This is a genomic window from Pseudomonas sp. WOUb67 (assembly GCF_050058005.1).
Taxonomy (GTDB): Bacteria; Pseudomonadota; Gammaproteobacteria; order Pseudomonadales; family Pseudomonadaceae; genus Aquipseudomonas; species Aquipseudomonas putida_R.
Window position 1 is genome coordinate 1,364,377 of record NZ_CP170112.1, and the last position, 24,959, is coordinate 1,389,335.

The 24,959-nt window shown below is 64.1% G+C and carries 24 protein-coding genes; 16 read left to right on the top strand and 8 right to left on the bottom strand.

The window, feature by feature from the left end:
* Positions 1 to 5 precede the first annotated feature (5 nt).
* Entirely contained in the window at positions 6 to 596 is a 591-nt protein-coding gene (locus tag ABOC32_RS06070) for an LON peptidase substrate-binding domain-containing protein (protein ID WP_016501812.1), read from the top strand.
* Positions 597 to 707: 111 nt separating this feature from the next.
* On the opposite strand, the gene ABOC32_RS06075 is transcribed toward ABOC32_RS06070, so the two are convergent.
* Both ABOC32_RS06075 and ABOC32_RS06080 read right to left on the bottom strand, forming a co-directional pair.
* Positions 708 to 2,024, bottom strand: coding sequence for a bifunctional DedA family/phosphatase PAP2 family protein (locus ABOC32_RS06075; RefSeq protein ID WP_426810414.1), 1,317 nt, complete (start codon positions 2,022 to 2,024; stop codon positions 708 to 710).
* Between the two features lie 2 nt (positions 2,025 to 2,026).
* On the bottom strand, positions 2,027 to 2,695 hold the full coding sequence (locus tag ABOC32_RS06080; RefSeq protein ID WP_426810415.1) for a DNA-3-methyladenine glycosylase: 669 nt from the start codon (positions 2,693 to 2,695) through the stop codon (positions 2,027 to 2,029).
* Positions 2,696 to 3,184: 489 nt separating this feature from the next.
* Here ABOC32_RS06080 and ABOC32_RS06085 point away from each other — a divergent pair, with 489 nt between their 5' ends.
* The 13 genes from ABOC32_RS06085 to ABOC32_RS06145 all read left to right on the top strand — a co-directional run bounded on the left by ABOC32_RS06085 (position 3,185) and on the right by ABOC32_RS06145 (position 15,620).
* Entirely contained in the window at positions 3,185 to 4,456 is a 1,272-nt protein-coding gene (locus tag ABOC32_RS06085) for a glutamate-5-semialdehyde dehydrogenase (protein ID WP_426810416.1), read from the top strand.
* 1 nt (position 4,457) lies between these two features.
* The gene (gene nadD, locus ABOC32_RS06090; RefSeq protein WP_043200783.1) at positions 4,458 to 5,117 is read left to right on the top strand and encodes a nicotinate-nucleotide adenylyltransferase; all 660 of its coding nucleotides are present in this window, start codon (positions 4,458 to 4,460) and stop codon (positions 5,115 to 5,117) included.
* A 43-nt stretch (positions 5,118 to 5,160) separates the two neighbouring features.
* Entirely contained in the window at positions 5,161 to 5,592 is a 432-nt protein-coding gene (rsfS, locus tag ABOC32_RS06095; protein ID WP_016489366.1) for a ribosome silencing factor, read from the top strand.
* Positions 5,593 to 5,601: 9 nt separating this feature from the next.
* Positions 5,602 to 6,069 (top strand): 23S rRNA (pseudouridine(1915)-N(3))-methyltransferase RlmH, encoded by a 468-nt coding sequence (rlmH, locus tag ABOC32_RS06100; RefSeq protein WP_003249722.1) that lies wholly within the window; start codon positions 5,602 to 5,604, stop codon positions 6,067 to 6,069.
* A gap of 16 nt (positions 6,070 to 6,085) precedes the next feature.
* On the top strand, positions 6,086 to 7,975 hold the full coding sequence (mrdA, locus tag ABOC32_RS06105) for a penicillin-binding protein 2 (protein WP_426810417.1): 1,890 nt from the start codon (positions 6,086 to 6,088) through the stop codon (positions 7,973 to 7,975).
* Positions 7,976 to 8,013: 38 nt separating this feature from the next.
* Positions 8,014 to 9,117, top strand: coding sequence for a rod shape-determining protein RodA (gene rodA / locus ABOC32_RS06110; protein WP_176393885.1), 1,104 nt, complete (start codon positions 8,014 to 8,016; stop codon positions 9,115 to 9,117).
* 17 nt (positions 9,118 to 9,134) lie between these two features.
* Positions 9,135 to 10,145 (top strand): lytic murein transglycosylase B, encoded by a 1,011-nt coding sequence (gene mltB, locus ABOC32_RS06115; RefSeq protein WP_234229135.1) that lies wholly within the window; start codon positions 9,135 to 9,137, stop codon positions 10,143 to 10,145.
* Positions 10,145 to 11,146, top strand: coding sequence for a septal ring lytic transglycosylase RlpA family protein (locus ABOC32_RS06120; RefSeq protein WP_426810418.1), 1,002 nt, complete (start codon positions 10,145 to 10,147; stop codon positions 11,144 to 11,146). Before mltB ends, ABOC32_RS06120 begins: the two co-directional genes overlap by 1 nt.
* Before the next feature lie 272 nt (positions 11,147 to 11,418).
* Positions 11,419 to 12,579, top strand: coding sequence for a D-alanyl-D-alanine carboxypeptidase family protein (locus ABOC32_RS06125; RefSeq protein ID WP_086977163.1), 1,161 nt, complete (start codon positions 11,419 to 11,421; stop codon positions 12,577 to 12,579).
* 73 nt (positions 12,580 to 12,652) lie between these two features.
* Entirely contained in the window at positions 12,653 to 12,928 is a 276-nt protein-coding gene (locus ABOC32_RS06130; RefSeq protein ID WP_086977162.1) for a DUF493 domain-containing protein, read from the top strand.
* On the top strand, positions 12,928 to 13,575 hold the full coding sequence (lipB, locus tag ABOC32_RS06135; protein ID WP_012274372.1) for a lipoyl(octanoyl) transferase LipB: 648 nt from the start codon (positions 12,928 to 12,930) through the stop codon (positions 13,573 to 13,575). The genes ABOC32_RS06130 and lipB overlap by 1 nt, the downstream gene beginning before the upstream one ends.
* Before the next feature lie 2 nt (positions 13,576 to 13,577).
* Positions 13,578 to 14,594, top strand: a complete 1,017-nt coding sequence (gene lipA, locus ABOC32_RS06140) for a lipoyl synthase (protein ID WP_043200771.1) — start codon at positions 13,578 to 13,580, stop codon at positions 14,592 to 14,594.
* An 87-nt stretch (positions 14,595 to 14,681) separates the two neighbouring features.
* Positions 14,682 to 15,620 (top strand): S66 peptidase family protein, encoded by a 939-nt coding sequence (locus tag ABOC32_RS06145; protein ID WP_426810419.1) that lies wholly within the window; start codon positions 14,682 to 14,684, stop codon positions 15,618 to 15,620.
* Between the two features lie 136 nt (positions 15,621 to 15,756).
* Here the strand turns inward: ABOC32_RS06145 and ABOC32_RS06150 are convergent, their stop codons facing one another.
* The 5 genes from ABOC32_RS06150 to leuS all read right to left on the bottom strand — a co-directional run bounded on the left by ABOC32_RS06150 (position 15,757) and on the right by leuS (position 21,873).
* The gene (locus ABOC32_RS06150) at positions 15,757 to 17,073 is read right to left on the bottom strand and encodes a lytic murein transglycosylase (protein ID WP_426810420.1); all 1,317 of its coding nucleotides are present in this window, start codon (positions 17,071 to 17,073) and stop codon (positions 15,757 to 15,759) included.
* A gap of 60 nt (positions 17,074 to 17,133) precedes the next feature.
* Positions 17,134 to 17,298, bottom strand: coding sequence for an alternative ribosome rescue factor ArfA (gene arfA / locus ABOC32_RS06155; RefSeq protein WP_028632747.1), 165 nt, complete (start codon positions 17,296 to 17,298; stop codon positions 17,134 to 17,136).
* 224 nt (positions 17,299 to 17,522) lie between these two features.
* Entirely contained in the window at positions 17,523 to 18,560 is a 1,038-nt protein-coding gene (gene holA / locus ABOC32_RS06160) for a DNA polymerase III subunit delta (RefSeq protein WP_426810421.1), read from the bottom strand.
* Positions 18,561 to 18,599: 39 nt separating this feature from the next.
* Positions 18,600 to 19,205, bottom strand: coding sequence for an LPS assembly lipoprotein LptE (lptE, locus tag ABOC32_RS06165; protein WP_426810422.1), 606 nt, complete (start codon positions 19,203 to 19,205; stop codon positions 18,600 to 18,602).
* A 61-nt stretch (positions 19,206 to 19,266) separates the two neighbouring features.
* Positions 19,267 to 21,873, bottom strand: coding sequence for a leucine--tRNA ligase (leuS, locus tag ABOC32_RS06170; RefSeq protein WP_426810423.1), 2,607 nt, complete (start codon positions 21,871 to 21,873; stop codon positions 19,267 to 19,269).
* A gap of 228 nt (positions 21,874 to 22,101) precedes the next feature.
* On the opposite strand from leuS, the gene ABOC32_RS06175 reads away from it, so the two are divergent.
* Both ABOC32_RS06175 and ABOC32_RS06180 read left to right on the top strand, forming a co-directional pair.
* Positions 22,102 to 22,416, top strand: a complete 315-nt coding sequence (locus ABOC32_RS06175; RefSeq protein WP_426810424.1) for a hypothetical protein — start codon at positions 22,102 to 22,104, stop codon at positions 22,414 to 22,416.
* A gap of 135 nt (positions 22,417 to 22,551) precedes the next feature.
* Complete coding sequence (locus tag ABOC32_RS06180) at positions 22,552 to 23,313, top strand: YdcF family protein (RefSeq protein WP_426810425.1); 762 nt, start codon at positions 22,552 to 22,554, stop codon at positions 23,311 to 23,313.
* Positions 23,314 to 23,439: 126 nt separating this feature from the next.
* Here ABOC32_RS06180 and lnt read toward each other — a convergent pair whose 3' ends face one another.
* Positions 23,440 to 24,957, bottom strand: a complete 1,518-nt coding sequence (gene lnt, locus ABOC32_RS06185) for an apolipoprotein N-acyltransferase (RefSeq protein ID WP_426810426.1) — start codon at positions 24,955 to 24,957, stop codon at positions 23,440 to 23,442.
* Positions 24,958 to 24,959: the final 2 nt, after the last annotated feature.

Below are 24,959 nucleotides of genomic sequence, written 5' to 3' on the forward strand. Positions count from 1 at the left end.
TTGTGATGACACTACCGCTGTTTCCGCTCAATACCGTGCTGTTCCCGGGTTGCTTTCTCGATTTGCAGATTTTCGAGGCGCGCTACCTGGACATGATCGGGCGCTGCATGAAGCAGGGCGAAGGCTTTGGGGTGGTCTGCATCCTGGAGGGCGAGCAGGTTGGCAAGGCGCCACCGATGGTCGCGTCGATCGGCTGTGAAGCGGTGATCCGCGACTTCGTGCAGCAGGACAACGGTTTGCTGGGTATCCGCGTCGAGGGCGTACGGCGCTTCAACCTGGAAAGCACCGAGGTGCAGAAGGACCAGTTGCTGGTGGGGCAGGTGCAATGGCTGCCGGAGCAGGCCGACAGCCCGCTGCTTGAGGCCGATGACGACCTGCTGGCGCTGCTGGTGGCGTTGGGTGAGCATCCGATGGTCGAGGCGCTGGACATGCCGCGCCCGGTGGACGGGCGCCAGGCGCTGGCCAACCAGCTGGCGTACCTGCTGCCGTTCATGGAAGAAGACAAGCTGGACCTGCTGACCCTCGACTCGCCGCAACAGCGGCTGGGCGAGATTCAGAAATTGCTGGAGCGGATTCAGGGTGAGCTGTTTGCATGACAGTGATTTGTTGCCTGTACCGGCCTCTTCGCAGCACAAGGCTGCTCCTACAGGGGGCTCGTTAGCCTGTAGGAGCAGCCTTGTGCTGCGAAGAGGCCGGGGCAGGCGACATCAATATTGGTACCTGAGCAAAGCCTGCGGCAGCGCATGCATGGCAAAAAACGCCAGCAGCGCGATGCAGGCCGGCAATACCAGCCACCACACCCGCAGCGGCAGGGCCGGCAGGGTCTGCTGGCGCTGCACCACTGCCAGGCTAAGCGCGCACACGCAGCACGCCAGCAGGGCCCCCGCCAGGATATCGGTCGGCCAGTGCGCGCCCAGGTACACCCGTGACAGGGCAATCGCCAGCGCGGGAATACAACCCAGCATCACCCAGGTCAGGCGCATCCGCGGCGGCTGGCCGCGCCCTGCCAGTACCGCCATCACCAGGAAGAACGCAAACGAAGCCGAGCTGTGCCCGCTGGGCATGCTGTAGCTGGTCAGTGGGTCGGTCAGCACTTCCGGCCGTGCGCGGGCGAACAGCCATTTCAGCGTACCGTTGGCGATTGCCGTGCCCATCAGCGCGCCAGCAGCAAAAAATGCGTGCCGCCACTGGCGGGCAAGCAGCAGCAGACCGGTCAGCAGCCCGCCAAGAAACAGTTGGGTACGAAAATCACCCAGTCGGGTCACCAGCACCACGGCGCCATCGATGACCTGGCTGCGGTGCTCCTGCACCAACGTCATCACGCCCTGGTCGAATTCGTGCAGGTACGGCCAGCCGAGGAATACCCCGGCCAGGGCGATGAAGCTCAGGCCGGCGACCAGCCGGGTGCCGTGGCGTTGGTCACGCAGGCTGCTGTTCAGGCTCAGGCCGATCAGTACGGCCAGCGTGCCGGCGATGATGCCGGCATCCAGCCAGAAGCCTTCCGGCAGCGGCAGGCGCATGGCCGCGCCGGTGGCCCAGCCTGGCAGCAGGTAGGCCACCGACCAGCCGGCGCCGGCCACCAGGCTGACGGCGATGAAGCGCGGCAGGGGCATGTCGAACATGCCGGCGACCATTGGCAACATGGGCCGCAGCGGCCCGATGAAGCGCCCCACCAGCAGGCTGGCGATGCCGTAGCGCTGGAAGTAGGTTTCGGCGCTGCCGATCCATTCAGGGTGATGGCGCAGCAATGGCAGTCGGCGAATGTTCTGGTGGAAGTACTTGCCCACCGTGTACGACAAGGCATCGCCCAGCAAGCCACCCAGAAAACCCAGTAGCAGGGTTTCGCCCAGGGTGAAGGCACCACTGCCGGCCAGGACCGCCACGGCGAACAGCAGCACGGTACCAGGCACGATGATGCCGGCAATGGCCAGGCACTCGATGCAGGCTATCAGGAAAATCGCCACGCCAAGCCACTGCGGGTTGGCGCTGAGCCAGCCGGTCAGGCTGTCGAGCCATTGGCCCATGTTCAGCTTCCTTGTTCGAGAATGAAGAAGTCACGGCCTTCGACTTGGCCGCGACGTAACGGGTTCCGCGTGCAGAACCGGGCGTACTCGGCGTCGACGAAGCGGTAGGGCAGGTGCTCGTCGCGCCCGTGCGGGATGCCCAGCCTTGCGGTCTGGATCACCCGGGGTACGGCGTTGCCGCAATCGTCCACATACAGCCGGTCGACGTCGAAGCGCCGGGCGTCCCAGTGGGGCACTTTCAGGCCCAGGGCCCGACACAGCAGGGTCTGGCCGGCGCACAGGCGCTCATCCGGGCGCAGCTTGCCGCTGGCGTCGGGGTTGTTCAGTTGCATCTGCGCCAGGCTGTTCGGGCCCGAGCGGGCGTCCTGCCAAGGATAGGCAGACTTGATCAGCACCGCGTTGCCCGGGCCTTGGGCGCTGAAGTTCAGCGAGTCGCCGCCACGGGCGTAGTACATGTAGATGTGCCCGCCATCGAGAAACAGCGCCTTGCGCTTTTCGGTGTAGCCAAGCGAGGCGTGGCTGCCTTTATCGGTCAGGTAGTAGGCCTCGGTCTCGATGATGCGCGCAGCCAGCCACAGGTCGCCGTGGCGGTGGCGGATTACCTTGCCCAGCAGGGCCTTGGCCACGGTCTGGGCATCACGGTCGAAAAAGCTGTCGGGCAGGGCTGGCATGCGGGCAGTTCGTGGCTGGGGAGGCGGGGATGATAGCAATGAATGGCTTAATCAAGGCTGAACCGGGGTTGCGATTGAATGGTATCTGTATGTTTCATTGGTGGGGTTTCGGTTTGCTCGCCTTGGGCTATTCGTTGTCGTTGAGATCGAGCGCCGCCCGCGCGGCGCATCGCGAGCTGCGCTCGCTCCTACGTTTGTTTCGGGCCAATTATTCCTGCGGGATTTGCGCGCGAACGCCTTGGCGCATGGCTCGATATCGTGTCGTACAAACAAGGCGGTCGCGCGCGTTGGTGCAGGCGTGACTGGCCCGAAACAAACGTAGGAGCGAGCGCAGCTCGCGATGCGCCGCGCGGGCGGCGCTCGATCTCCCAGGCGCAGAAAAGCCAAAGACGAACACCTCATTTCCTACCATCCGCCACCCGCCGCTGGGCGTACACCTGCGCGGCAGTTATAATCAGCCGATTTCCCCTTCGCCAAGACACCGAACCCATGACTGAGTCCGTTCTTGACTACATGACCCGTTTGGGTCGCGCTGCCCGTGAGGCTTCCCGGGTGATCGGCCGTGCCAGCACCGCGCAGAAGAACCGCGCCCTGCAAGCCGCTGCCGATGCGCTGGATGCTGCCCGCGCCGAACTGACTGCCGCCAATGAGCTGGACCTGGCCGCCGGTCGCGCCAGTGGCCTGGAGCCGGCGCTGCTCGACCGCCTGGCGCTGACCCCTGCGCGCATCGACGGCATGATCACCGGCCTGCGCCAGGTAGCCAGCCTGCCGGACCCGGTCGGTGCCATCCGCGACATGAGCTACCGCCCATCCGGTATTCAGGTCGGCAAGATGCGCGCGCCGTTGGGGGTGATCGGGATCATCTACGAGTCGCGCCCGAACGTGACCATCGATGCCGCCAGCCTGTGCCTGAAGTCGGGTAACGCGACCATCCTGCGTGGCGGCTCCGAAGCCATCCATTCCAACCGCGCCATCGCCACCTGCATCCAGCGTGGCCTGGCTGCCGCAGGCCTGCCGGCCGCGGTGGTGCAGGTGGTCGAGACCACCGACCGCGAAGCCGTGGGTGCGCTGATCAGCATGCCGCAATTTGTCGACGTCATCGTGCCGCGTGGCGGCCGTGGGCTGATCGAGCGCATCAGCCGCGATGCCCGCGTCCCGGTCATCAAGCACCTGGACGGTATCTGCCACATCTACGTCAGCCAGCATGCCGACCTGGACAAGGCCTGGAACGTGGCCTTCAACGCCAAGACCTACCGCTATGGCATCTGCGGCGCCATGGAAACCCTGCTGGTCGACCAGCAGGTGGCCGAGCGCTTCCTGCCGGAAATGGCCCGCCGCTTCCAGGAGAAGGGCGTGGAGCTGCGTGGCTGCGAGCGTACCCGCGCGCTGATCGAGGCCAAACCGGCCACTGAAGACGACTGGCACACCGAGTACCTGGACGCGATCCTGTCGATCTGTGTCGTCGATGGCCTGGACCAGGCCATCGAGCACATCAACCACTATGGCTCGCACCACACCGACTCGATCATCAGCGAACACCAGGGTGAAGCCCGCCAGTTCATGGCTGAGGTCGACTCGGCGTCGGTCATGCTCAACACCCCGACCTGCTTCGCTGACGGCTTCGAGTACGGGCTGGGCGCGGAAATCGGTATTTCCACCGACAAGCTGCATGCCCGTGGCCCGGTCGGCCTGGAAGGCCTGACCTGCGAGAAGTACGTAGTGATCGGCGACGGCCAGCTGCGCGGCCAGGGGTCCTGCTGAGTTGAGCAAGGCCCAGGCAGTCCGGCGCATCGGCATTCTAGGCGGCACCTTCGACCCCGTGCACATCGGCCACCTGCGCAGCGCGCTGGAAGTGGCCGAGTTCATGGGGCTGGACGAGCTGCGCCTGTTGCCCAACGCCCGGCCGCCGCACCGCGACACCCCGCAGGTAGCCGCGCAGGATCGGCTGGCCATGGTCCGCGAAGCGGTCCAGGGCGTTGCTTGCCTGAGCGTCGATGCCCGCGAGCTGGAGCGGGACAAGCCGTCGTACACCATCGATACGCTGGAATCGATCCGCGCCGAACTGGCCGGCAACGACCAGCTGTTCCTGGTACTGGGCTGGGATGCCTTCTGTGGCCTGCCTGGCTGGCACCGCTGGGAAGAATTGCTGCAACATTGTCACATCCTGGTGCTGCAACGCCCGGATGCCGACGTTGAACCCCCTGACGAGCTGCGCAACCTGCTGGCTGCGCGCTCGGAGAGCGATCCCGCCGCCATGTCCGGCCCGGCGGGAAATATTTCGTTCGTCTGGCAGACGCCGCTTGCGGTGTCGGCTACACAGATCCGACAGCTGCTGGCCAGCGGCAAATCGGTGAGGTTCCTGGTGCCGGACGCCGTACTGGCCTACATCGAGGCGCACGAACTGTATCGTGCGCCTAACTGACGGTGCCTCTGGCGCCTCATCCAACGAGTTGAACGAGTTTTATATGAGCAAGCAGAAAACCAATGGCATCAGTGGCGAAGAACTGGTCAAACTGACCATTAGCGCTCTGGAAGACGTCAAAGCCCAGGACATCCAGGTCATCGACGTGCGCGAGAAGCACAGCCTGACCGACTACATGATCATTGCCACCGGTACCTCCAACCGCCAGATCAACGCGATGCTGGAAAAGGTCCGTGAAGCGGTCAAGAAACAAGGCGCACAGCCGCTGGGCGAAGAAGGCAAGGGCGACAGCGACTGGGTGCTGCTGGACCTGAATGACGTCATCGTGCACATGATGACCGCCGCTGCCCGCCAGTTCTACGACCTGGAGCGTCTGTGGGCGGGTGCCGAGCAGAGCCGTGCTGCTGATGCCAAGCATCACAGCCCGGAAAACGCCAGCGCCTACTTCGATGACAAGATCAAAGACCGGGAATAAGGAAGCGTCGTGCGTCTGCGCCTGATCGCGGTCGGCTCGCGCATGCCGAAGTGGGTCGAGGAAGGCTGGCATGAATATGCCAAGCGCCTGCCCGCCGAGCTGTCGCTGGAGCTGGTGGAAATCCCGCTGAACACCCGTGGCAAGAATGCCGACGTCGCCCGCCTGATCCGTCAGGAGGGCGAAGCCATGCTGAGCAAGGTTCAGCCTGGGGAACGCATTGTCACCCTCGAGGTCCATGGCAAGCCCTGGAGCACCGAGCAGCTGGCGACCGAGCTGGACCGCTGGCGCCTGGATGCGCGTACGGTGAATTTGATGGTGGGCGGCCCGGAAGGCCTGGCGCCTGAGGTTTGCGCGCGCGCCGAGCAACGCTGGTCGCTGTCGCCGCTGACCTTGCCGCACCCGTTGGTAAGGATACTCATCGGCGAGCAGATCTACCGCGCCTGGACCGTGTTGTCCGGGCACCCTTACCACAAATGAGCCTGTAAGCAGTCAGATGTCGCAGCCGATCCGCCTCAAGGACCACGAGAAAGACGCCCGCCTGGTGCGCAACCGCGTCGTGGTCGGCGCGGTGGCGATCATGCTGCTTATTTGCGTGCTGATCGCGCGGCTGTACTACCTGCAGATCATCCAGTACGACTATCACTCGACGCTGTCGGAGAACAACCGGGTGCACGTGCAGCCGATCCCGCCGACCCGCGGGTTGATCTTCGACCGCAACGGGGTGATCGTTGCCGACAACCGGCCCAGCTTCAGCCTGTCGATGACCCGCGAACGTGCGGGTAACTGGCAGGAAGTGCTGGACACCATCGTCGAAGTGTTGGAGCTGCCGGCCGACGACCGGGCCCTGTTCGAGAAGCGCATGCGTCAAGGGCGCCGGCCGTTCGAACCGGTGCCGATCCTGTTCGAGCTCAACGAAGAGCAGATCGCCCGGGTGGCGGTGAACCAGTTCCGCCTGCCAGGCGTGGAAGTGGTGGCCCAGTTGGTGCGGCATTACCCGCAGGGTGCGCATTTCGCCCATTCGGTGGGTTATGTGGGGCGCATCAACGAGAAAGAGCTGAAAACCCTCGACCCGGTGAACTACAGCGGCACCCACCATATCGGCAAGACCGGCATCGAGCGCTTCTACGAAGACGACCTGCACGGCCAGGTCGGCTACGAGGAAGTCGAGACCAACGCCCGAGGCCGCGTGCTGCGGGTGCTCAAGCGCACCGACCCGAAACCGGGCAAGGACATTGTACTGAGCCTGGACATCAAGCTGCAGGAAGCCGCCGAGGCCGCCCTGGGTGGCCGGCGCGGCGCGGTGGTGGCACTCGACCCACGTACCGGCGAGGTGCTGGCGATGGTCAGCCAGCCAAGTTTCGACCCCAACCTGTTCGTCACCGGCATCAGCTTCAAGGCCTATGCCGAACTGCGCGATTCGATCGACCGCCCGCTGTTCAACCGCGTGCTGCGTGGCCTGTATCCGCCCGGTTCGACCATCAAGCCGGCGGTGGCCATCGCTGGCCTGGACAGTGGTGTGGTCAATGCCAGCAGCCGGGTGTTCGACCCGGGCTACTACCAGTTGCCCAACTACGACCACAAGTACCGTAACTGGAACCGCTCCGGCGATGGCTGGGTCGACCTGGACACCGCGATCATGCGTTCCAACGACACCTACTTCTACGACCTTGCGCACAAGATGGGCATCGATCGGCTGTCCAGCTACATGAACAGGTTCGGCATCGGCCAGCGGGTTTCCCTCGATATGTTCGAGGAGTCTGCCGGGTTGATGCCGTCGCGCGAATGGAAGCGTGCCACCCGCCGCCAGGCCTGGTTCCCCGGTGAAACCCTGATTCTCGGTATCGGCCAGGGCTACATGCAGGCCACGCCGCTGCAGCTGGCCCAGGCCACTGCGCTGATCGCCAACAAGGGCGTGTGGAACCGCCCGCACCTGGCCAAGACCATCGAAGGCCAGGCGCCTGTGGATGACAACCCGATGGAAAATATAGTGCTGCGTGACAAGTCCGATTGGGCAAAGGTCACCCATGGCATGGAGCAGGTGATGCACGGCGCCCGCGGTACTGCGCGCAAGGCGGCCGCCGGCGCCCAGTACCGCATTGCCGGCAAGAGCGGTACCGCCCAGGTGGTGGCGATCAAGCAAGGCGAGAAGTACGACCGCAACAAGCTGCAGGAGCGCCACCGTGACCACGCCCTGTTCGTCGCCTTTGCCCCGGCCGATAACCCGAAGATCGTGGTTTCGGTGATGGTCGAGAACGGTGAGTCCGGCTCGGGTGTCGCTGCGCCCGTGGTACGCCAGATCATGGACGCCTGGCTGCTCGACGAAAACGGCCGGCTCAAGTCCGAGTTCGCGCCTGCCACCGTTACCCAGGAGTCGGCCCTGTGATGAACAATTTCGATCGCATGCTCTCCAGTGAGGATGTGATGCGTCGGCGCGCCAGCTTTCTGCAGCGCATTCATATCGACGGCCCCTTGCTGGTCATTCTGCTGACCCTCGCGGCCGGCAGCCTGTTCGTACTCTATTCGGCCAGTGGCAAGAACTGGGACCTGCTGCTCAAGCAGGCCACCTCGTTCGGCATCGGCCTGGTGTCGATGTTCGTCATCGCCCAGCTGGAACCCCGCTTCATGGCCCGCTGGGTGCCGTTGGCCTACCTGGCCGGGGTGCTGTTGCTGGTGGTGGTGGACGTGATGGGCCACAACGCCATGGGGGCCACGCGCTGGATCAACATCCCCGGGGTGATCCGCTTCCAGCCCTCGGAATTCATGAAGATCATCATGCCGGCGACCATCGCCTGGTACTTGTCCAAGCGCACCTTGCCCCCGCACTTGAAGCACGTGGCAATCAGCCTGGTGCTGATCGGCGTGCCGTTCATCCTGATCGTGCGCCAGCCCGACCTGGGCACGGCGCTGCTGATTCTCGCCTCCGGCGCCTTCGTGCTGTTCATGGGGGGCCTGCGCTGGCGCTGGATCCTCAGTGTGCTGACGGCGGCGGTGCCGGTGGCGGTGGCGATGTGGTTCTTCGTCATGCACGACTACCAGAAGCAGCGGGTGCTGACCTTCCTCGACCCGGAAAGCGACCCGTTGGGCACGGGTTGGAACATCATCCAGTCCAAGGCGGCGATCGGCTCGGGCGGGGTGTTCGGCAAGGGCTGGCTGCTCGGCACCCAGTCGCACCTGGATTTTCTGCCGGAAAGCCACACCGACTTCATCATCGCCGTACTGGGCGAGGAGTTCGGCCTGGTCGGCATCTGCCTGCTGCTGATTGTCTACCTGCTGCTGATCGGCCGTGGCCTGATGATCACCGCCCAGGCGCAGACCCTGTTCGGCAAGCTGCTCGCGGGCAGCCTGACCATGACCTTCTTTGTATACGTGTTCGTCAATATCGGGATGGTCAGCGGCCTCCTGCCCGTGGTGGGCGTGCCGCTACCCTTCATCAGCTATGGCGGAACATCGTTGGTGACGCTGCTTTCAGCGTTTGGCGTTCTCATGTCGATCCACACGCACCGCAAGTGGATCGCACAGGTTTGAATAAGGTGAAGAATTTCATGCAAGCAGTGCGTAACTGGGCTGCCCGTTGTGCGCCGTGGATCGGCGCGGTGGGCCTGTTCGGCGCTGTACAGCTGGCCCATGCCGGCGATTACCAAGGCTCACCGCAGGTGGCCGAGTTTGTTGGCGAAATGAGCCGCGACTATGGTTTTGCCCCTGAGCAGCTGATGGGCGTGTTCCGTGAAGTGCAGCGCAAGCAGTCGATCCTCGACGCCATCTCGCGCCCGGCCGAAAAGGTCAAGCCGTGGAAGGACTACCGGCCGATGTTCCTCACCGACGCGCGCATTGCCCGTGGTGTGGACTTCTGGCGCCAGCACGAGGCCGTGCTGGCCCGTGCCGAACAGGAATACGGCGTGCCGGCGCAGTACATTGTTTCGATCATCGGCGTGGAAACGTTCTTTGGCCGCAACACCGGCAACTACCGGGTGATCGACGCGCTGTCGACCCTGGGCTTCGACTACCCGCCGCGGGCCGAGTTCTTCCGCAAGGAACTGCGCGAATTCCTGCTGCTGGCCCGTGATGAACAGCTCGACCCGCTGACGCTCAAAGGTTCCTATGCCGGCGCCATGGGCCTGCCGCAGTTCATGCCTAGCAGTTTTCGCAACTACGCGGTGGACTTCGACGGCGATGGCCACATCAATATCTGGAACAACCCCGACGACGCCATCGGCAGCGTCGCCAGCTACTTCAAGCGCCATGGCTGGGTGGCGGGCGGGGGCGTGGTCAGTCGCGCCTGGGTGGACGGTGCACGTGCCGACCAAGGCCTGACCACCGGCATCGAGCCGGTGAAGACGGTAGGGGAGTTGCGCGCGCTTGGCTGGTCGGTTCATGATTCGCTGCGCGATGATCTGCCGGTTACTGCCTTCCGTCTTGAGGGCGACAACGGTCCCGAGTACTGGTTGGGGCTCAAGAATTTCTACGCGATCACTCGCTATAACCGCAGCGTGATGTATGCCATGGCGGTGCATCAGCTTGCGCAACAGCTGGTTCAAGCACGGGGCGTCAAGTAATGCGCGCAATCATCTCTGCCAATTCCTTCAAGCTGTTGACCTGCCTCGCCGTTGGTGTGGTGCTGGCCAGCTGCTCATCCAGCCGCCCGACCCAGCAAAGCAGTGGCAACGTCGTGCGTACCCAGCCGGGGCTGGACATCAACCGGGCCCACAAGGACGGCGCACCGTGGTGGGACGTGGATGTGAACAAGATCCCCGACGCCACGCCGACCGTGCACACCGGCAACTACAAGGCCAACCCCTACACGGTGCTGGGCAAGACCTACTACCCGATGCAGGACTCGCGCAATTACCGCGCCGAGGGAACCGCGTCGTGGTACGGCACCAAGTTCCATGGGCAGAACACTGCCAACGGCGAGCTGTACGACCTGTATGGCATGAGCGCGGCGCACAAGACCTTGCCGCTGCCGGCCTATGTGCGGGTGACCAACCTGGCCAACGGCCGTAGCGTGATCCTGCGGGTGAATGACCGTGGCCCGTTCTATTCCGACCGCATCATCGACCTGTCCTACGCGGCGGCGAAAAAACTGGGTTATGCCGAGACCGGCACCGCGCATGTGCGCGTCGAGGGCATCGACCCGCAGCAGTGGTGGGCCCAGCGTGGCCAGACGCCGCCGATGGTGCTGAAAGAGCCGCAGGTGGCGCAGACCCAGGCGATCCCGGCCACTACCGGGCGTGTCGAGCAATGGACCCCGCCGGCCCAGCAGCATGCGGCGCCGGTGGTGCCGGTGCAGGTGGGGGGCAACAACGTGCCTGGCGGTAATGGCGGCAGCTTCCTGCAGGTAGGCGCCTTCGCCAACCCGGACGCCGCCGAACTGCTGCGCTCCAAGCTCAGCACCATGGTCAGTGCACCGGTCTTCATCAGCTCGATCGTGCGTAACCAGCAGACCCTGCACCGCGTGCGCCTGGGGCCGATTGGCAGCCAGGGCGAGATCCAGCAAGCACAAGACAGCATCCGCCTGGCGAACTTGGGGCAGGCCAAGCTGGTCACAGCAGACTGACCGCATCGTCTGCTTCGCGGGCACGCCCGCTCCCACAGGGGTATGCGACACCCTGTGGGAGCGGGCGTGCCCGCGAAGCAGGCAACACCAAACTGTCGGTTTTGTCATGAATTGCCGGGCGCGGCCATGTACAATGACGGCTTTTGCCCGCAGCGACATAAAGCCGCACAGGCGCGGGCCAGGCCGACGGCCATAAAACTAGACTGACTGGCGCTGGGCACACGATCTTGCCCAGGGAACATCTCAGACCATTAGCGATTTTCGAGAGACGGATGAACATCACCAACCTTGCCAAACGACTTTGCCTGCCTGTACTGCTGATGATCACGCCTGCCGCCTTCGCGGCAGAGCAGATGACGCCGGCGCCACCGCAACTGGCAGCCAAGTCCTACGTACTCATGGACGCGTCCAGCGGCAACGTGCTGGTCGAGAACAACGGTGACGAGCGTCTGCCGCCAGCCAGCCTGACCAAGCTGATGACCGCCTACATCGCCACCCTGGACATCCGCCGTGGCCAGATCGGTGAGAACGACCCGGTTACCGTCAGCGAAAACGCCTGGCGTACCGGCGGTTCGCGCATGTTCATCAAGGTCGGCAGCCAGGTGACTGTCAGCGACCTGCTGCACGGCATCATCATCCAGTCCGGCAACGACGCCTCGGTCGCCCTGTCCGAGCACATCGCCGGCAGCGAAGATGCCTTCGCCGACATGATGAACAAGACGGCTGCCGACCTGGGCATGACCAACAGCCACTTCATGAACCCGACCGGTCTGCCGAACCCGGAGCACTACTCGTCGGCGCATGACATGGCAACCCTGGCCCGCGCGATTATCACCGTCGACCCGGCCCACTACGCCATCTACTCGCAGAAAGAGTTCTTCTGGAACAACATCAAGCAGCCTAACCGCAACCTGCTGCTGTGGCGTGACAAGACTGTCGATGGCCTGAAGACCGGCCACACCGACGAAGCCGGCTACTGCATGGTGGCTTCGGCCGTTCGCGATGGCCAGCGCCTGATCGCCGTGGTGTTCGGCACCAACAGCGAGCAGTCGCGTGCTGCCGAGACCCAGAAGCTGCTGACCTATGGCTTCCGCTTCTTCGAAACCCAGACCTTCTACCAGAAGGGCACCGAGCTGACCCAGGCCCCGGTCTGGAAGGGCGCCACCAGCCAGATCAAGGCTGGCCTGGCTGACGACCTGACCATGACTATGCCTAAAGGCCAATTGAAGCGCCTGCAGGCTTCGATGACCATGAACCCGCAGCTCACCGCGCCAATCGCCAAAGGTGACGTGATCGGCAAGGTGGAAGTCAAACTGGACGAGAAAGTGGTTCACAGCGCCGACCTGATCGCCCTTGATGGCGTCGAGGAAGGTGGTTTCTTCCGCCGTATGTGGGATAGCATCCGTCTATTCTTCTTCGGGTTGTTCAACTGATACGTGACCTGCATGCCCCCGCGTATCTAGCGGGGGCGTTGTTGTTGCCACGGCTTACGAGGCCGTTTCCGCCATGAGCGAACCAGACGTCAAGTCGCACAAGATCGAATTCCCTTGCGCTGATTACCCGATCAAGGTGATCGGCGATACCGTTGTCGGCTTCAAGGACACGGTGATCGAGATTCTGAAGAAATATGCCGAGGTCGACATGAAGACCTTGGCTGAGCGCCAGAGCAAGGAAGGCAAGTACACCACCGTGCAATTGCACATCGTTGCCACCAGCGAAGACCAGTTGCACGACATCAATAGCGCCCTGCGCGCTACCGGCATCGTGAAAATGGTGCTCTGATGTCCGCCTGTCTCGGTTTTCGCGAGCTTGGTCTGCAGCCCTACGAACCGGTGCTGGAGGCCATGCGTCGCTTTACCGAGCAACGCAGCCCGGACAGCCAGGATGAAATCTGGCTGGTCGAGCACCCCGCGGTCTTCACCCAGGGCCAGGCCGGCAAGGCCGAGCACCTGCTGGTGCCGGGCGACATCCCGGTGGTGCAGACCGACCGCGGTGGCCAGGTGACCTACCATGGCCCCGGTCAGCAGGTGGCCTACCTGCTGCTGGACGTGCGCCGGCTGGGCTTTGGCGTACGCGAGTTGGTCAGCCGTATCGAACAGGCCCTGATCGGCCTGCTCGCCAGTTACGACGTGCAGGCATCGGCCAAGCCCGATGCCCCGGGCGTCTATGTCGACGGAGCGAAGATCGCCTCCCTCGGCCTGCGAATTCGCAACGGCCGTTCGTTCCACGGCCTTGCCCTGAACGTGGACATGGACCTTGCGCCATTCCGCCGAATCAACCCCTGCGGCTATGCGGGGCTGGCCATGACCCAGCTGCGCGATCTGGCAGGTCCGATCGAACTCGACGAGGTCAGGACAAGGCTGCGCGGACAGCTGGTCAAGCACCTCGACTACGCTGAGCAGACGACCCTCACGGGCGGAATCGACTGAATATGACAACTGTGCAAGAAGCCGTGCCGAACCTGATACCTACCCAGGATGTCACCCCGCGCCAAGCGCCGAAGAAGGTGGAAGCTGGGGTTAAACTGCGTGGCGCCGACAAGGTCGCGCGCATCCCGGTAAAAATCATCCCTACCGACGAGCTGCCGAAAAAGCCTGACTGGATCCGCGTGCGTATCCCGGTTTCGCCCGAGGTAGACCGCATCAAGCAACTGCTGCGCAAGCACAAGCTGCACAGCGTGTGTGAAGAGGCCTCCTGCCCGAACCTGGGCGAGTGCTTCTCTGGTGGCACCGCCACCTTCATGATCATGGGTGACATCTGCACCCGTCGTTGCCCGTTCTGCGACGTTGGCCACGGCCGACCGAAACCGCTGGACCTGGACGAGCCGAAAAACCTGGCTGTCGCCATTGCCGACCTGCGCCTGAAGTACGTGGTGATCACCTCGGTGGACCGTGACGACCTGCGTGACGGCGGCGCCCAGCACTTTGCCGACTGCATCCGCGAAATCCGCGCGCTGTCGCCGGGTGTGCAGCTGGAAACCCTGGTGCCGGACTACCGTGGCCGCATGGACGTTGCGCTGGAGATCACCGCGCAACAGCCGCCAGACGTGTTCAACCACAACCTCGAGACCGTGCCGCGCCTGTACAAGGCCGCGCGTCCGGGTTCGGACTACGACTGGTCGCTGGACCTGCTGCAGAAGTTCAAGCAGATGGTGCCGCACGTACCGACCAAGTCGGGCCTGATGCTCGGCCTGGGTGAGACTGACGAAGAAGTGATCGAGGTGATGCACCGCATGCGCGAGCATGAAATCGACATGCTCACCCTCGGCCAGTACCTGCAGCCATCGCGTAGCCACCTGCCGGTGCAGCGTTTCGTGCACCCGGACACCTTTGCCTGGTTCGCCGAGGAAGGTTACAAGATGGGCTTCAAGAACGTCGCCTCCGGCCCGCTGGTGCGTTCTTCTTACCACGCTGACCAGCAAGCTCACGAAGCCAAGATCAAGCTCTGAGTCAAAATCAGTGCTACGCATGCCGATGCACGCCGAAAGGCGGCATCGGCATTTTTGTTTGTGCCACACCCGCTGCAAGGAGCCGCGATGAATTGCGCCGAAACCTTCCAACCCGGCCTGCCAGCTGCGCTGCCGGCCAACGCCTGCTTTGCCATTGTCGCCCCGGCGGGCGCGGCGCGGCTGGATACGCACAAGGTCAGCCAGTGGTTCGCTGACCGCGGCTACCGTTGCCGTATCTACCCGGGTGCCTTACAGGCGCAGGGTTATCTGGCAGGGCCGGACCAACAGCGCCTGCAGGACCTGCACGATGCCTTTGCCGACCCCGCCATCGACGCCATCCTGTGCATGCGCGGGGGCTACGGCAGCATGCGCTTGCTGGGCCAACTGGACTTCGAGCTGATCCGGCGCAACCCCAAGCCGTTGATCGGCTACAGCGACATTACCGCACTGCACACGGCGATCTACCAGCATAGCGGGCTGATCACCTTCCACGGGGGGATGCTCAATGCCGACCTGCTGGGGGCCAAGTTGCCACCGACGGAGTCGTCGTTGCTGGCGCAGCTGGGTGGGCATGTGCGGGCTGGCGAGCCGATCATGCACCCGGCGGACCATGCCTTGAGCAGTGTGTTGCCGGGTGTGGCCAGCGGGCCGCTGCTGGGTGGCAACCTGTCGATGCTGGGTGCGACCATGGGGACGCTTGCCGAGCTGGATACCCAGGGCTGCATCCTGTTCATCGAGGACGTCAACGAGCCGTTGTACCGGGTGGACCGGTTACTGACCCAGTTGCGCCTGGCGGGCAAGCTGGAGGGGATCAAGGGCGTGCTGGTGGGGGACTTTGCCGGGATTACCACGGCGGCATTGGCGCCGTTGCTGGAGGATACCTTCGCGCCGCTGGGGGTGCCGGTGCTGGCGGGGTGGCGCAGTGGGCACTGTGATCCGAATGTGTGCTTGCCGTTGGGGGCTCGGGTCAGGCTGGACAGCGATCGGCAGAGCCTGGTGTTGGAGCAGGATTTGTTCAAGGCTTGAGATTGTCGGGGGCTGCTTTGCAGCCCATCGCGGCACAAGGCCGCTCCTACAGGGGATCGCGTAAATGCAATGTATTGCGATCCCCTGTAGGAGCGGCCTTGTGCCGCGAAAGGGGCGCAACGCGCCCCCACCAATCTCACTGCTGACGTAGGCTCTCAAGCAGCCTGTGGGTTGGGTACCCATCCGCCGGCCACCCCAGCCCCTGCTGGGCATTACGAATGGCCTTGCGGGTATTGGCGCCGATGATGCCATCGGCATTCCCGGCCTCATGCCCGCGGCTGTTCAGCAGGTTCTGCAACTCCATGCGCTCGCTGCGGCTCAGCGGCAGGTCTTCTTTCGGCCAGCTTCCGGCAATGAAGCCCCAGCCGCTGAAGCGATCCCCCAGCAGGCTCACTGCCAGGGCATAGGACGACGAGTTGTTGTACTTGAGAATGGCGCGGAAGTTGTCCAGCACCAAAAACGCCGGGCCACGCGCGCCCGCTGGCAGCAGCAGGGCGGCAGACAGCTGGTTGCTGTTGGCAGGCAATTGTGTGCCTGCAGGCAGTTTCACGCCCATCGCCAGCCACTCGCTCACCGGTTTGCGCAGCGCGCCATCGGCTTGCCAGAAATCGAAACCGGCCGGCACTTGTACCTCGAAGCCCCATGGCTGACCACGCTTCCAGCCCGAGCTTTGCAGGTAGTGCGCAGTCGAGGCCAGGGCATCCGGTGTGCTGTTCCAGATGTCGCGGCGGCCATCACCGTCGAAGTCCACGGCATGGGTGTTGTAGGTGGTCGGGATGAACTGGGTCTGGCCCATGGCCCCGGCCCACGAGCCACGTATGGCTTCAGGCTGGATGTCGCCATGCTGGATGATCTGCAGCGCGGCGATGAGCTGGTCCTGGGCGAACTGCGGGCGACGGCCCTCATAGGCCAGCGTGGCCAGCGAGCGGATCACCGACTTGTTGCCCTGGAACTGGCCAAAGTTGCTTTCCATGCCCCACACCGCGACCAGCACCTGGCGGTCGACGCCATAGCGTTGCTCGAGGCGGGTCAGCAGCTCGGCGTTCTGCTCCAGCAGTTTCTTGCCGTTGCGCACGCGCAGGGGCGACAGGGCGCCTTCGAGGTATTCCCACACCGGGCGGGTGAACTCTGGCTGGCTGCGGTCGGCCTTGATCACGTCCATGTCGGGGGTGACGCCGAGGAATGCGCTGTCGAACGTGCTTGGCGAGATGCCGGCCTGCAGGGCTTGCTGGCGGAAGCCTGCCTGCCACTGGGCGAAAGTCTGCAGAGGCTGGATTTCAGTGCTGACGTCGGGCGTTGTGCCGGGCACAGTCACCACTGGAGCGGGTTGGGCAGGGGCCAGCGGCAGTGCGTCGGCAGCGGTGGGTTTTTCCGCGCAGGCCACGAGCAGGATGAAGCTGGAGGCCGCGATCAGCTGGCGGGTTTCCCAACGGGGGAGAAGACGGAAGAGCATGCACAGATCCAGAATTGCAGGTCAGGTGACGACCATACCATGCCTGCGCTTGCGATGCTTTCATGCTGCCAAAAAGTAGGAAGCCTCCCAATCTCTCGATTGGAAGGCTTCGCGGCGGTAGCTGCCTTTGCCCTTCTCCGGTTGTTCCTGGCGGCAGCGGAACAGGGGTTGGGCGACGATCGACTTGGCCTTGTTGGGGCCGTGCTTTTTCGGCTTTTTGCTCATGGTGGCGTTCCCGGGTTGGGTGGGTTTCGGGGCGCACTTTAGGGCTTGGTGCGGGGTGGGGCCAATTGATTGTGTTTATGGTCGCGCGAGCACTCCAATCTGTAGGAGCAGTCTTGTGCTGCGAAGAGGCCATATCTGCCAGAGGAGATCTATTGCCTTGCCGGCCTCTTCGCAGCACAAGGCTGCTCCTACAGGTAGTGAGGTAGCCTCAAGGATACTGTCTGTTACTCGGGGGGAAGAGCCAGTCGCTGACCTGCCATCAACAGGGAAAGCCGCGTCAGGCCTGTCCAGGGCGAACCCTCGGCCTGGCCCTTGATCTGCGCATCGATACGCTGGGCATCCTGCAACAACTGCCCCCAACGCTGCGCCGACAGGCGCTGCAGGGCTTTGCTGACCAGCGGCCGGCGTTTGTCCCAGATCGGCGGGCGGGCCTGGCTGAAGGCCTTGTCCAGCGGCACGCCCTGGCTGAACTGTTGGGCCAGCCCGGCCAGTTGGCGCAGTTCGCGGGCCAGGGCCCAGAGGATCACGGGCGGCTCTACGCCTTCACCACGCAAGCCTTCGAGCATGCGCAGGGCATGGGCCGCTTCGCCATTGAGAATGGCGTCGACCAGGCCGAAGACATCGAAGCGGGCGCTGTCAGCGACTGCGGCCTGCACGGTTTCCACCGTGATCTGGTTGCCGTCGGCGAGCAGCTTGAGCTTTTCGATTTCCTGCGCGGCGGCCAGCAGGTTGCCTTCCACACGCGCAGCGATCAGGTCGACAGCGTCACGTTGCGCCGACAGGCCGGCTTGCTGCAGCCGCTGGTTGATCCACTGTGGCAACTGGTGCACATCCACCGGCCAGATCTGGATGAACTGGCAGTGGGCACCTTCGATCAAGGCCTTGCCCCACTTGGTCTTCTGCGCGCTGCCGTCGAGCTTGGGCAGGCTGACCAGCAGCACGGTGTCTTCGGCGGGCCTGGCGCAGTATTCCATCAGCGCGGCGGCGCCCTTGTCACCGGGCTTGCCCGAGGGCAGGCGCAGTTCCAGCAGGCGGCGCTGGGCGAACAGCGACAGACTGGCGCCAGCCTGGAGCAGGGTGCCCCAGTCGAAGTTGGCGTCGGCACTGAATACCTGGCGTTCGTCGAAACCTTGCTGGCGTGCCGCGTTGCGGATGGCGTCAGCGGCTTCCTGGCACAGCAGCGGGTCGTCGCCGCTGACCACGTAGACCGGTGCCAGAGCGCCTTGCAGGTGCTTGTTGAGTTGGGCGGGGGCAAGTTTCATGGGAAACAGGTGGGGCACCCGAGGGTGCCCCACGCGGGCTTAGTTGCCCGGTACTTCCAGTGGCGACTGCTGAGGCGTTTCGGCCTGCTGACGGCGGGCGGCCTCCAGTGCGTCGGCTTCGGCCTTGGCGCGTTCGTCGGCTTTGCGTTGCAGCTCATCCAGCTGGGACGGGCTCAGCATCTGCAGGCGGACGACCATGGCATTGACCAGGTCGCGGCGCATTTCTTCGCGGGCGCGGTTGGCTTCCTGCTCGGAGCCGGTGATGTTCGAGCCGTCACGCACGTAGATCTTGCGCACTTCCAGCTTGTCGCTCAGCAGTTCCAGGTTGTTCAGGCCCTGGATGCTGTAGTCCAGCACCGTGGTCAGCTCGTACTCGGCGGTACGGTTGCCGCTGTTGTAGGTGGCCGAGCGCTCGCGCTCCTGTTCGTTGGTCAGCACCAGACGATAAGGCGCGCCGGCGTGCACGTTGACACCGCTACGCTCCAGTACCTTGCGCAGGTCGACCACGGTCGGGCCGTAGGCATTGCGTGCGCTGACGTCCATTTCCTTCACACTCAGCTCGGTGGAGCCGGTGCCGCGCAGCTGGAAACCGCAGGCGCTGAGCATGACCGCCAGGCCGATTACCAGCAAATTGCGTTTGATCATGTTGTTGCTCCCTTGTGGGCCTGTTCCGCCCACCCGCAGCCACTGCGGGTGGGCGTTTTCATCAGTTGGCGACGATGTTGACCAGCTTGCCCGGTACCACGATGACCTTGCGGATGGTCAGGCCATCGATGAAGCGCAGGACATTCTCGTTGCTGCGGGCGGCGGCTTCGACTTCTTCGCGGCTGGCCGCGGCAGGCATCTCGACCTGGCCGCGCAGTTTACCGTTGACCTGAACCACCAGGGTAACGGTGTCCTGTACCAGTGCCTGCTCATCGACGCTCGGCCAGGCGGCATCGATTACCGACCCTGCGTGGCCCAGATGCAGCCACAGCTCATGGGAGATGTGCGGGGTGATCGGCGACAGCAGCAGGGTGACGGCTTCCAGGCCTTCGTGCAGCAGGGCTCGGTCCTGCTCGCTGGCTTGCGGGGCCTTTTCCAGCACGTTCATCACGGTCATCACCTGGGCGATGGCGGTGTTGAACTTGTGGAACTGGCCTACATCGTTGCTGGCCTGCTTGATGGCGGCGTGGATGGCGCGGCGGATGACTTTTTGCGCGTCGTCCAGGGCGGCGACATCCAGCTTGCCCGGCAGACCCTGGCTGACGTGAGCCTGGGCCAGGCGCCAGACACGGCGCAGGAAGCGGCTGGCACCTTCGACGCCGGAGTCGGACCATTCCAGGCTCATGTCGGGCGGCGAGGCGAACATCATGAACAGGCGGCAGGTGTCGGCGCCGTAGGCCTCGATCATCGATTGCGGGTCGACGCCGTTGTTCTTCGACTTCGACATCTTCTCGGTGCCGCCGATTTCCACCGGCAGGCCGTCGGTCTTCAGGCGGGCGCCGATGATCTTGGCCTTGGCATCGCGCTCGATTTCGACATCGGCCGGGTTGAACCAGTCCTTGCCGCCATTGCTGGCCACGCGGTAGTAGGTTTCGGCGACCACCATGCCCTGGGTCAGCAGGTTCTTGAACGGCTCGTTCGAGGTGACCAGGCCTTCGTCGCGCATCAGCTTGTGGAAGAAGCGCGCGTACAGCAGGTGCAGGATCGCGTGTTCGATACCACCGATGTACTGGTCGACAGGCAGCCAGTGGTTGGCGGCTTTCGGATCGACCAGGCCCTTGTCGTAGTTGGGCGAGGCGTAGCGGGCGAAGTACCAGGACGATTCGACGAAGGTGTCCATGGTGTCGGTTTCGCGCTTGGCCGGGGTGCCGCATTTAGGGCAGGTGCATTCGTAGAATTCAGGCATGCGCGCCAGTGGCGAGCCGGCACCGTCCGGCACCACGTTCTCCGGCAGGGTGACCGGCAGCTGGTCTTCCGGCACCGGTACGTCGCCGCAGGACGGGCAGTGGATGATCGGAATCGGGCAGCCCCAGTAGCGCTGGCGGCTGATGCCCCAGTCGCGCAGGCGGAACTGGGTGCGCGACTTGCCGAGTTCCTTGCGGATCAGGGCGGCTTCGATGGCGTCGAAAGCACCGGCGAAGTCCAGGCCGTCGAACTCGCCGGAGTTGATCAGTTGGCCGTGCTCGTTGTAGGCGGCCAGCCATTCATTACCGACTTCGTCGCCTTCGCTGGTACGCACCACGGCCTTGACCGGCAGGTTGTACTTGCGGGCGAACTCGAAGTCACGCTCGTCGTGGGCCGGCACGGCCATTACCGCGCCATCGCCGTAGTGCATCAGCACGTAGTTGGCGACCCATACCGGCAGCTTCTCGCCGGTCAGTGGGTGCTCGACCAGCAGGGAAGTGGGCATGCCCTTCTTCTCCTGGGTGGCCATGTCGGCTTCGGCAACGCTGCCGCTCTTGCACTCGTCGATGAACGCCTGCAGCGCCGGGTTGCCCTGGGCGGCCTGGGTGGCCAGCGGGTGCTCGGCGGCGACGGCGACGTAAGTCGCGCCCATCAGGGTGTCCGGGCGGGTGGTGAAGACCTTCAGGGTGCCTTCGTGGCCGATGCTGGCCTGGTCGTACGGGAACTGGACTTCCATGCCGCGCGACTTGCCGATCCAGTTGCGCTGCATGGTCTTGACCTGCTCAGGCCAGCCCGGCAGTTCGTCGAGGCTTTCCAGCAGCTCGTCGGCGTAGTCGGTGATGCGGAAGTAGTACATCGGGATTTCGCGCTTTTCGATCAGCGCGCCCGAACGCCAGCCACGGCCGTCGATGACCTGCTCGTTGGCCAGTACGGTCTGGTCCGCCGGGTCCCAGTTCACGGTACCGTTCTTGCGGTAGATGATGCCTTTCTCGAACAGGCGGGTGAACAGCCACTGCTCCCAACGGTAGTAGTCGGGTTTGCAGGTGGTCACTTCACGTGCCCAGTCGATGGCAAGGCCCAGGCTCTTGAGCTGGGTCTTCATGTAGTCGATGTTTTCGTAGGTCCACTTGGCCGGGGCGACGTTGTTTTTCATCGCCGCGTTTTCCGCGGGCATGCCGAAAGCGTCCCAGCCCATCGGCTGCAGGACGTTCTTGCCCAGCATGCGCTGGTAGCGGGCAATCACATCGCCGATGGTGTAGTTGCGCACGTGGCCCATGTGTAGCTTGCCGCTCGGGTACGGGAACATCGATAGGCAATAGTAAGTGTCTTTGCCTGGCTGTTCGGTAACAGCGAACGATTGTTGCTCGTCCCAGAAGTTCTGGGCGGCGGCTTCGATATCACGGGGCGTGTATTGTTCGTGCATGGCTACTTTTGGCTGAGAGAGAAGAGACCTTGTTCCAGGCAGCGGAACCTCGCTGCAACCGGTACTCCGGTGTCGTTTAGAGTGAACGCCGTAGCATACAGCAGCGTTGCGCATCGTGGGAAACCTTCGTTGCGAATGCCCGCTGGTCGCGGCAGGCGGCTGCTTTTCATTGCGCCGCTAAGCTCAGGTGTGGGGGGAGATATTCTTTATCTTCAATGAGGTGAACGGATGGGAGAGACGCAGCTACCCGCAATCAAGCCGGAGCTTTACGAACGTCTGATCGACCGGCTTGGCCTGGCGCTGGAAGCGGCCAGGACCTCGGTGCGATTGCGCGACGAGATGCCGGCCGAGCTGGAATTGCGCGGCCTGAGCCACGCAGAGTTCGAAGTGATCAAGGCCTACCTGGAATCCCTCCCGGTGCGCCAGAGTGCCTGTGCCGGCAGTTACCCACAAGCGGAGCCGACATCGGCCAAGATCATCTGGCTCAAGGACAAGAAACGCCCCGCCAATACGGCGAGATCCAGGACGCTGCCACATCGCTAGCCGTTCAGGATGCCAGCCGCAGGCCATCGCGCGCCGGTTCTTCAATATCACACAGCTCACGATTGGCGCCGGTCGCACCCTTGTTGACCGGCGCCGATCCTTTTAGGCTGCACCCCTGCCAAGGAGGTGTGGCCGATGCCGATCCGTTTCTTCATCAAACAATGGCTGATGCCGCCGGGCAGCCTGTTCCTGCTGCTGCTTGCGGCGTGGTGGCTGCGTGCGCGGCGGCCACGGCTGGCGGCGCTGTGCTTTGCCGTGGGGCTTGGTGGCCTGTGGCTGATGAGCCTGCCGCTGGTGGTGCAGGAAACCGCCCGTATGCTGGAAAGCGAGCCGCCGTTGGCCGTGAGCGACTGGGCCGGCCTGGCAAGCCGGGCGGATGCCATTGTGGTGCTGGGTGCGGGGCGTGAGCGCGGCGACCCGGCCTGGGGCGGTAGCGACCAGCCCACGGCCACGGCGCTGGAGCGCATGCGCTTTGCCGCGCGGCTGGCCAAGGCCTCGGGTTTGCCAGTGCTGACCAGTGGTGGGCTGCACTATGGCACGCCGCCGAGCGAGGCGCGGTTGATGGCGGATCGGCTGCAGGAGGACTTTGCGGTCGAGGTGAAGTGGCGCGAAGAGGCCAGCCGCACGACCTGGGAAAATGCCCAGCTCACCGCCAAGTTGCTGCAACCGTTGGGCATTCGTCGCGTGGTGGTGGTGACCCAGGCCTGGCACATGCAGCGCTCGCGCTGGAGCTTCGAGCAGGCAGGGTTCGAGGTGGTGCCGGCGCCGGTGGGGTTCCTGGGGCGCGATCATGCGCGGCCGTTTGCCGGGTTGCTGCCGGAGAGCCGGGCGATGTGGCAGAGCGGGCAGTTGCTTAATGAAGTGGTGGGGTTGGTGGGGTATCGGGTGTTCTACTGAGCCTTGCATCGCCTGTGCAGGCCTCTTCGCGGGCAAGCCCGCTCCCACAGGTACTGCACATGCCTTCGAGGCTGTGAAAACCCTGTGGGAGCGGGCTTGCCCGCGAAGAGGCAGGTACAGGAAAACTCAGACAGTTTTGGCGATGCGCCCCGCCAGCAATGCCCACCCCAGCAGCAGCACACAGACAATCGCCAGCGGCCACGAGCGCCATTTCAGGTACGGCGTCAATTGCTGCATCGGCACCACTTCGCCATACAGCACCGCCTGCTCGAACTGCGGCACTTGCGTGGTAATGCGGCCAAACGGGTCGATCAGCGCGGTCACGCCATTGTTGGTGGCGCGGATCATCCAGCGGCCAGCTTCCAGGGCGCGCATCTGTGCCATTTGCAGGTGCTGCAAGGGGCCGATCGATTTGCCGAACCAGGTGTCGTTGCTGATGGTCAGCAGCAGGTCGCTGCGCGCGGCCAGGCCTGCGGCAAACTCGGGGTAGACCACTTCGTAGCAGATGTACGGCGCAATCTGATAACCCTTGGCTTGCAGCAGCGGCTGGTCTTCCGGCCCGCGGGCGAAGTCGGACATGGGCAGGTTGAAGAACTCGATCATCCCTCGCAGCATGTCTTGCAACGGCACGTATTCACCAAACGGCACCAGTTTCTGCTTCAGGTAGGTGCCATCGCCTTCACCGGTGACGGTGATGCCGTTGTAGTAGCGGCGCTGGTGATGCACCACTTCACGCACCGGCACGCCGGTGATCAGCGCCGAATGCCGCTCGGCGGCGAAGCGGCCCATCACGTCGATGTAGCCTTGGGCCTGGTCCTTGAGCACCGGCACTGCGGTTTCTGGCCAGATCAGCAGGTCCACCGGCTTGGAGCTGAAGCTCAGGTCACGGTACAGCGCCAGTTGCGCGTCGATGTGCGCCGGGTCCCATTTCAGGTCCTGCTCGACGTTGCCTTGAATGGCTGCCACTTTCAGCGGGTCACCTGCCGGTTTGGTCCAGGCATGCCCCTTGAGCGCCAGGCCCAGTGCCCACGGGGCCAGCAACAGCAGGCAAGCCACGGCCAGGAACGAGGGGCGGGCGCGCAGGCGGTGCAGGTTGCACAGCAAGGCAGCAGTGAGCGCCAGGGTGAAGGAAACCAGCCACACGCCGCCCAGCGGTGCCAGCCCGGCCAGTGGGCCGTCCAGCTGGCTGTAGCCGGCGTAGAGCCAAGGGAAACCGGTCAGGAACCAGCCACGGAAGGCCTCTTGCAGCAGCCACAGGGCGGCGAAGCACAAGGCGTCGGCCAGTGGCGCTTCATTGCGCCTCAGCCAGCGTGCCCACAGCCAGGTGGGCAGGGCAAAGAACCAGGCCAGGGCGGCGAAGAACGCCAGCAGCAGCAGGATCGCCAGCAGCGGCGAGGCGCCGCCGTAGGTGTTCATGCTGACGTAGATCCACCAGGTGCCGGCGCCATACAGGCCGAAACCGAACCACCAGCCCCGCCACATGGCCTGGCGCGGGCTAAGCTCGCGCAGGCCAAGGTAAAGCATGGCGATGGACAGCACGGCCAGCGGCCAGATGTCGAACGGCGCCAGGGCCAGAAGGGTGGAAGCACCGGCCGCCAGGGCCAGCAGGTTACCGGGCCAGCCGGGGCGGGTGATCCAGCGCATGT

Coding starts and splice junctions, on each gene's coding strand:
- ABOC32_RS06070 (WP_016501812.1), top strand. CDS start 6: ATGACACTACCGCTGTTTCCGCTCAATACCGTGCTGTTCCCGGGTTGC.
- ABOC32_RS06075 (WP_426810414.1), bottom strand. CDS start 2,024: ATGGGCCAATGGCTCGACAGCCTGACCGGCTGGCTCAGCGCCAACCCG.
- ABOC32_RS06080 (WP_426810415.1), bottom strand. CDS start 2,695: ATGCCAGCCCTGCCCGACAGCTTTTTCGACCGTGATGCCCAGACCGTG.
- ABOC32_RS06085 (WP_426810416.1), top strand. CDS start 3,185: ATGACTGAGTCCGTTCTTGACTACATGACCCGTTTGGGTCGCGCTGCC.
- rsfS (WP_016489366.1), top strand. CDS start 5,161: ATGAGCAAGCAGAAAACCAATGGCATCAGTGGCGAAGAACTGGTCAAA.
- mrdA (WP_426810417.1), top strand. CDS start 6,086: ATGTCGCAGCCGATCCGCCTCAAGGACCACGAGAAAGACGCCCGCCTG.
- rodA (WP_176393885.1), top strand. CDS start 8,014: ATGCGTCGGCGCGCCAGCTTTCTGCAGCGCATTCATATCGACGGCCCC.
- mltB (WP_234229135.1), top strand. CDS start 9,135: ATGCAAGCAGTGCGTAACTGGGCTGCCCGTTGTGCGCCGTGGATCGGC.
- ABOC32_RS06120 (WP_426810418.1), top strand. CDS start 10,145: ATGCGCGCAATCATCTCTGCCAATTCCTTCAAGCTGTTGACCTGCCTC.
- ABOC32_RS06125 (WP_086977163.1), top strand. CDS start 11,419: ATGAACATCACCAACCTTGCCAAACGACTTTGCCTGCCTGTACTGCTG.
- ABOC32_RS06130 (WP_086977162.1), top strand. CDS start 12,653: ATGAGCGAACCAGACGTCAAGTCGCACAAGATCGAATTCCCTTGCGCT.
- lipB (WP_012274372.1), top strand. CDS start 12,928: ATGTCCGCCTGTCTCGGTTTTCGCGAGCTTGGTCTGCAGCCCTACGAA.
- lipA (WP_043200771.1), top strand. CDS start 13,578: ATGACAACTGTGCAAGAAGCCGTGCCGAACCTGATACCTACCCAGGAT.
- ABOC32_RS06145 (WP_426810419.1), top strand. CDS start 14,682: ATGAATTGCGCCGAAACCTTCCAACCCGGCCTGCCAGCTGCGCTGCCG.
- ABOC32_RS06150 (WP_426810420.1), bottom strand. CDS start 17,073: ATGCTCTTCCGTCTTCTCCCCCGTTGGGAAACCCGCCAGCTGATCGCG.
- arfA (WP_028632747.1), bottom strand. CDS start 17,298: ATGAGCAAAAAGCCGAAAAAGCACGGCCCCAACAAGGCCAAGTCGATC.
- holA (WP_426810421.1), bottom strand. CDS start 18,560: ATGAAACTTGCCCCCGCCCAACTCAACAAGCACCTGCAAGGCGCTCTG.
- lptE (WP_426810422.1), bottom strand. CDS start 19,205: ATGATCAAACGCAATTTGCTGGTAATCGGCCTGGCGGTCATGCTCAGC.
- leuS (WP_426810423.1), bottom strand. CDS start 21,873: ATGCACGAACAATACACGCCCCGTGATATCGAAGCCGCCGCCCAGAAC.
- ABOC32_RS06175 (WP_426810424.1), top strand. CDS start 22,102: ATGGGAGAGACGCAGCTACCCGCAATCAAGCCGGAGCTTTACGAACGT.
- ABOC32_RS06180 (WP_426810425.1), top strand. CDS start 22,552: ATGCCGATCCGTTTCTTCATCAAACAATGGCTGATGCCGCCGGGCAGC.
- lnt (WP_426810426.1), bottom strand. CDS start 24,957: ATGCGCTGGATCACCCGCCCCGGCTGGCCCGGTAACCTGCTGGCCCTG.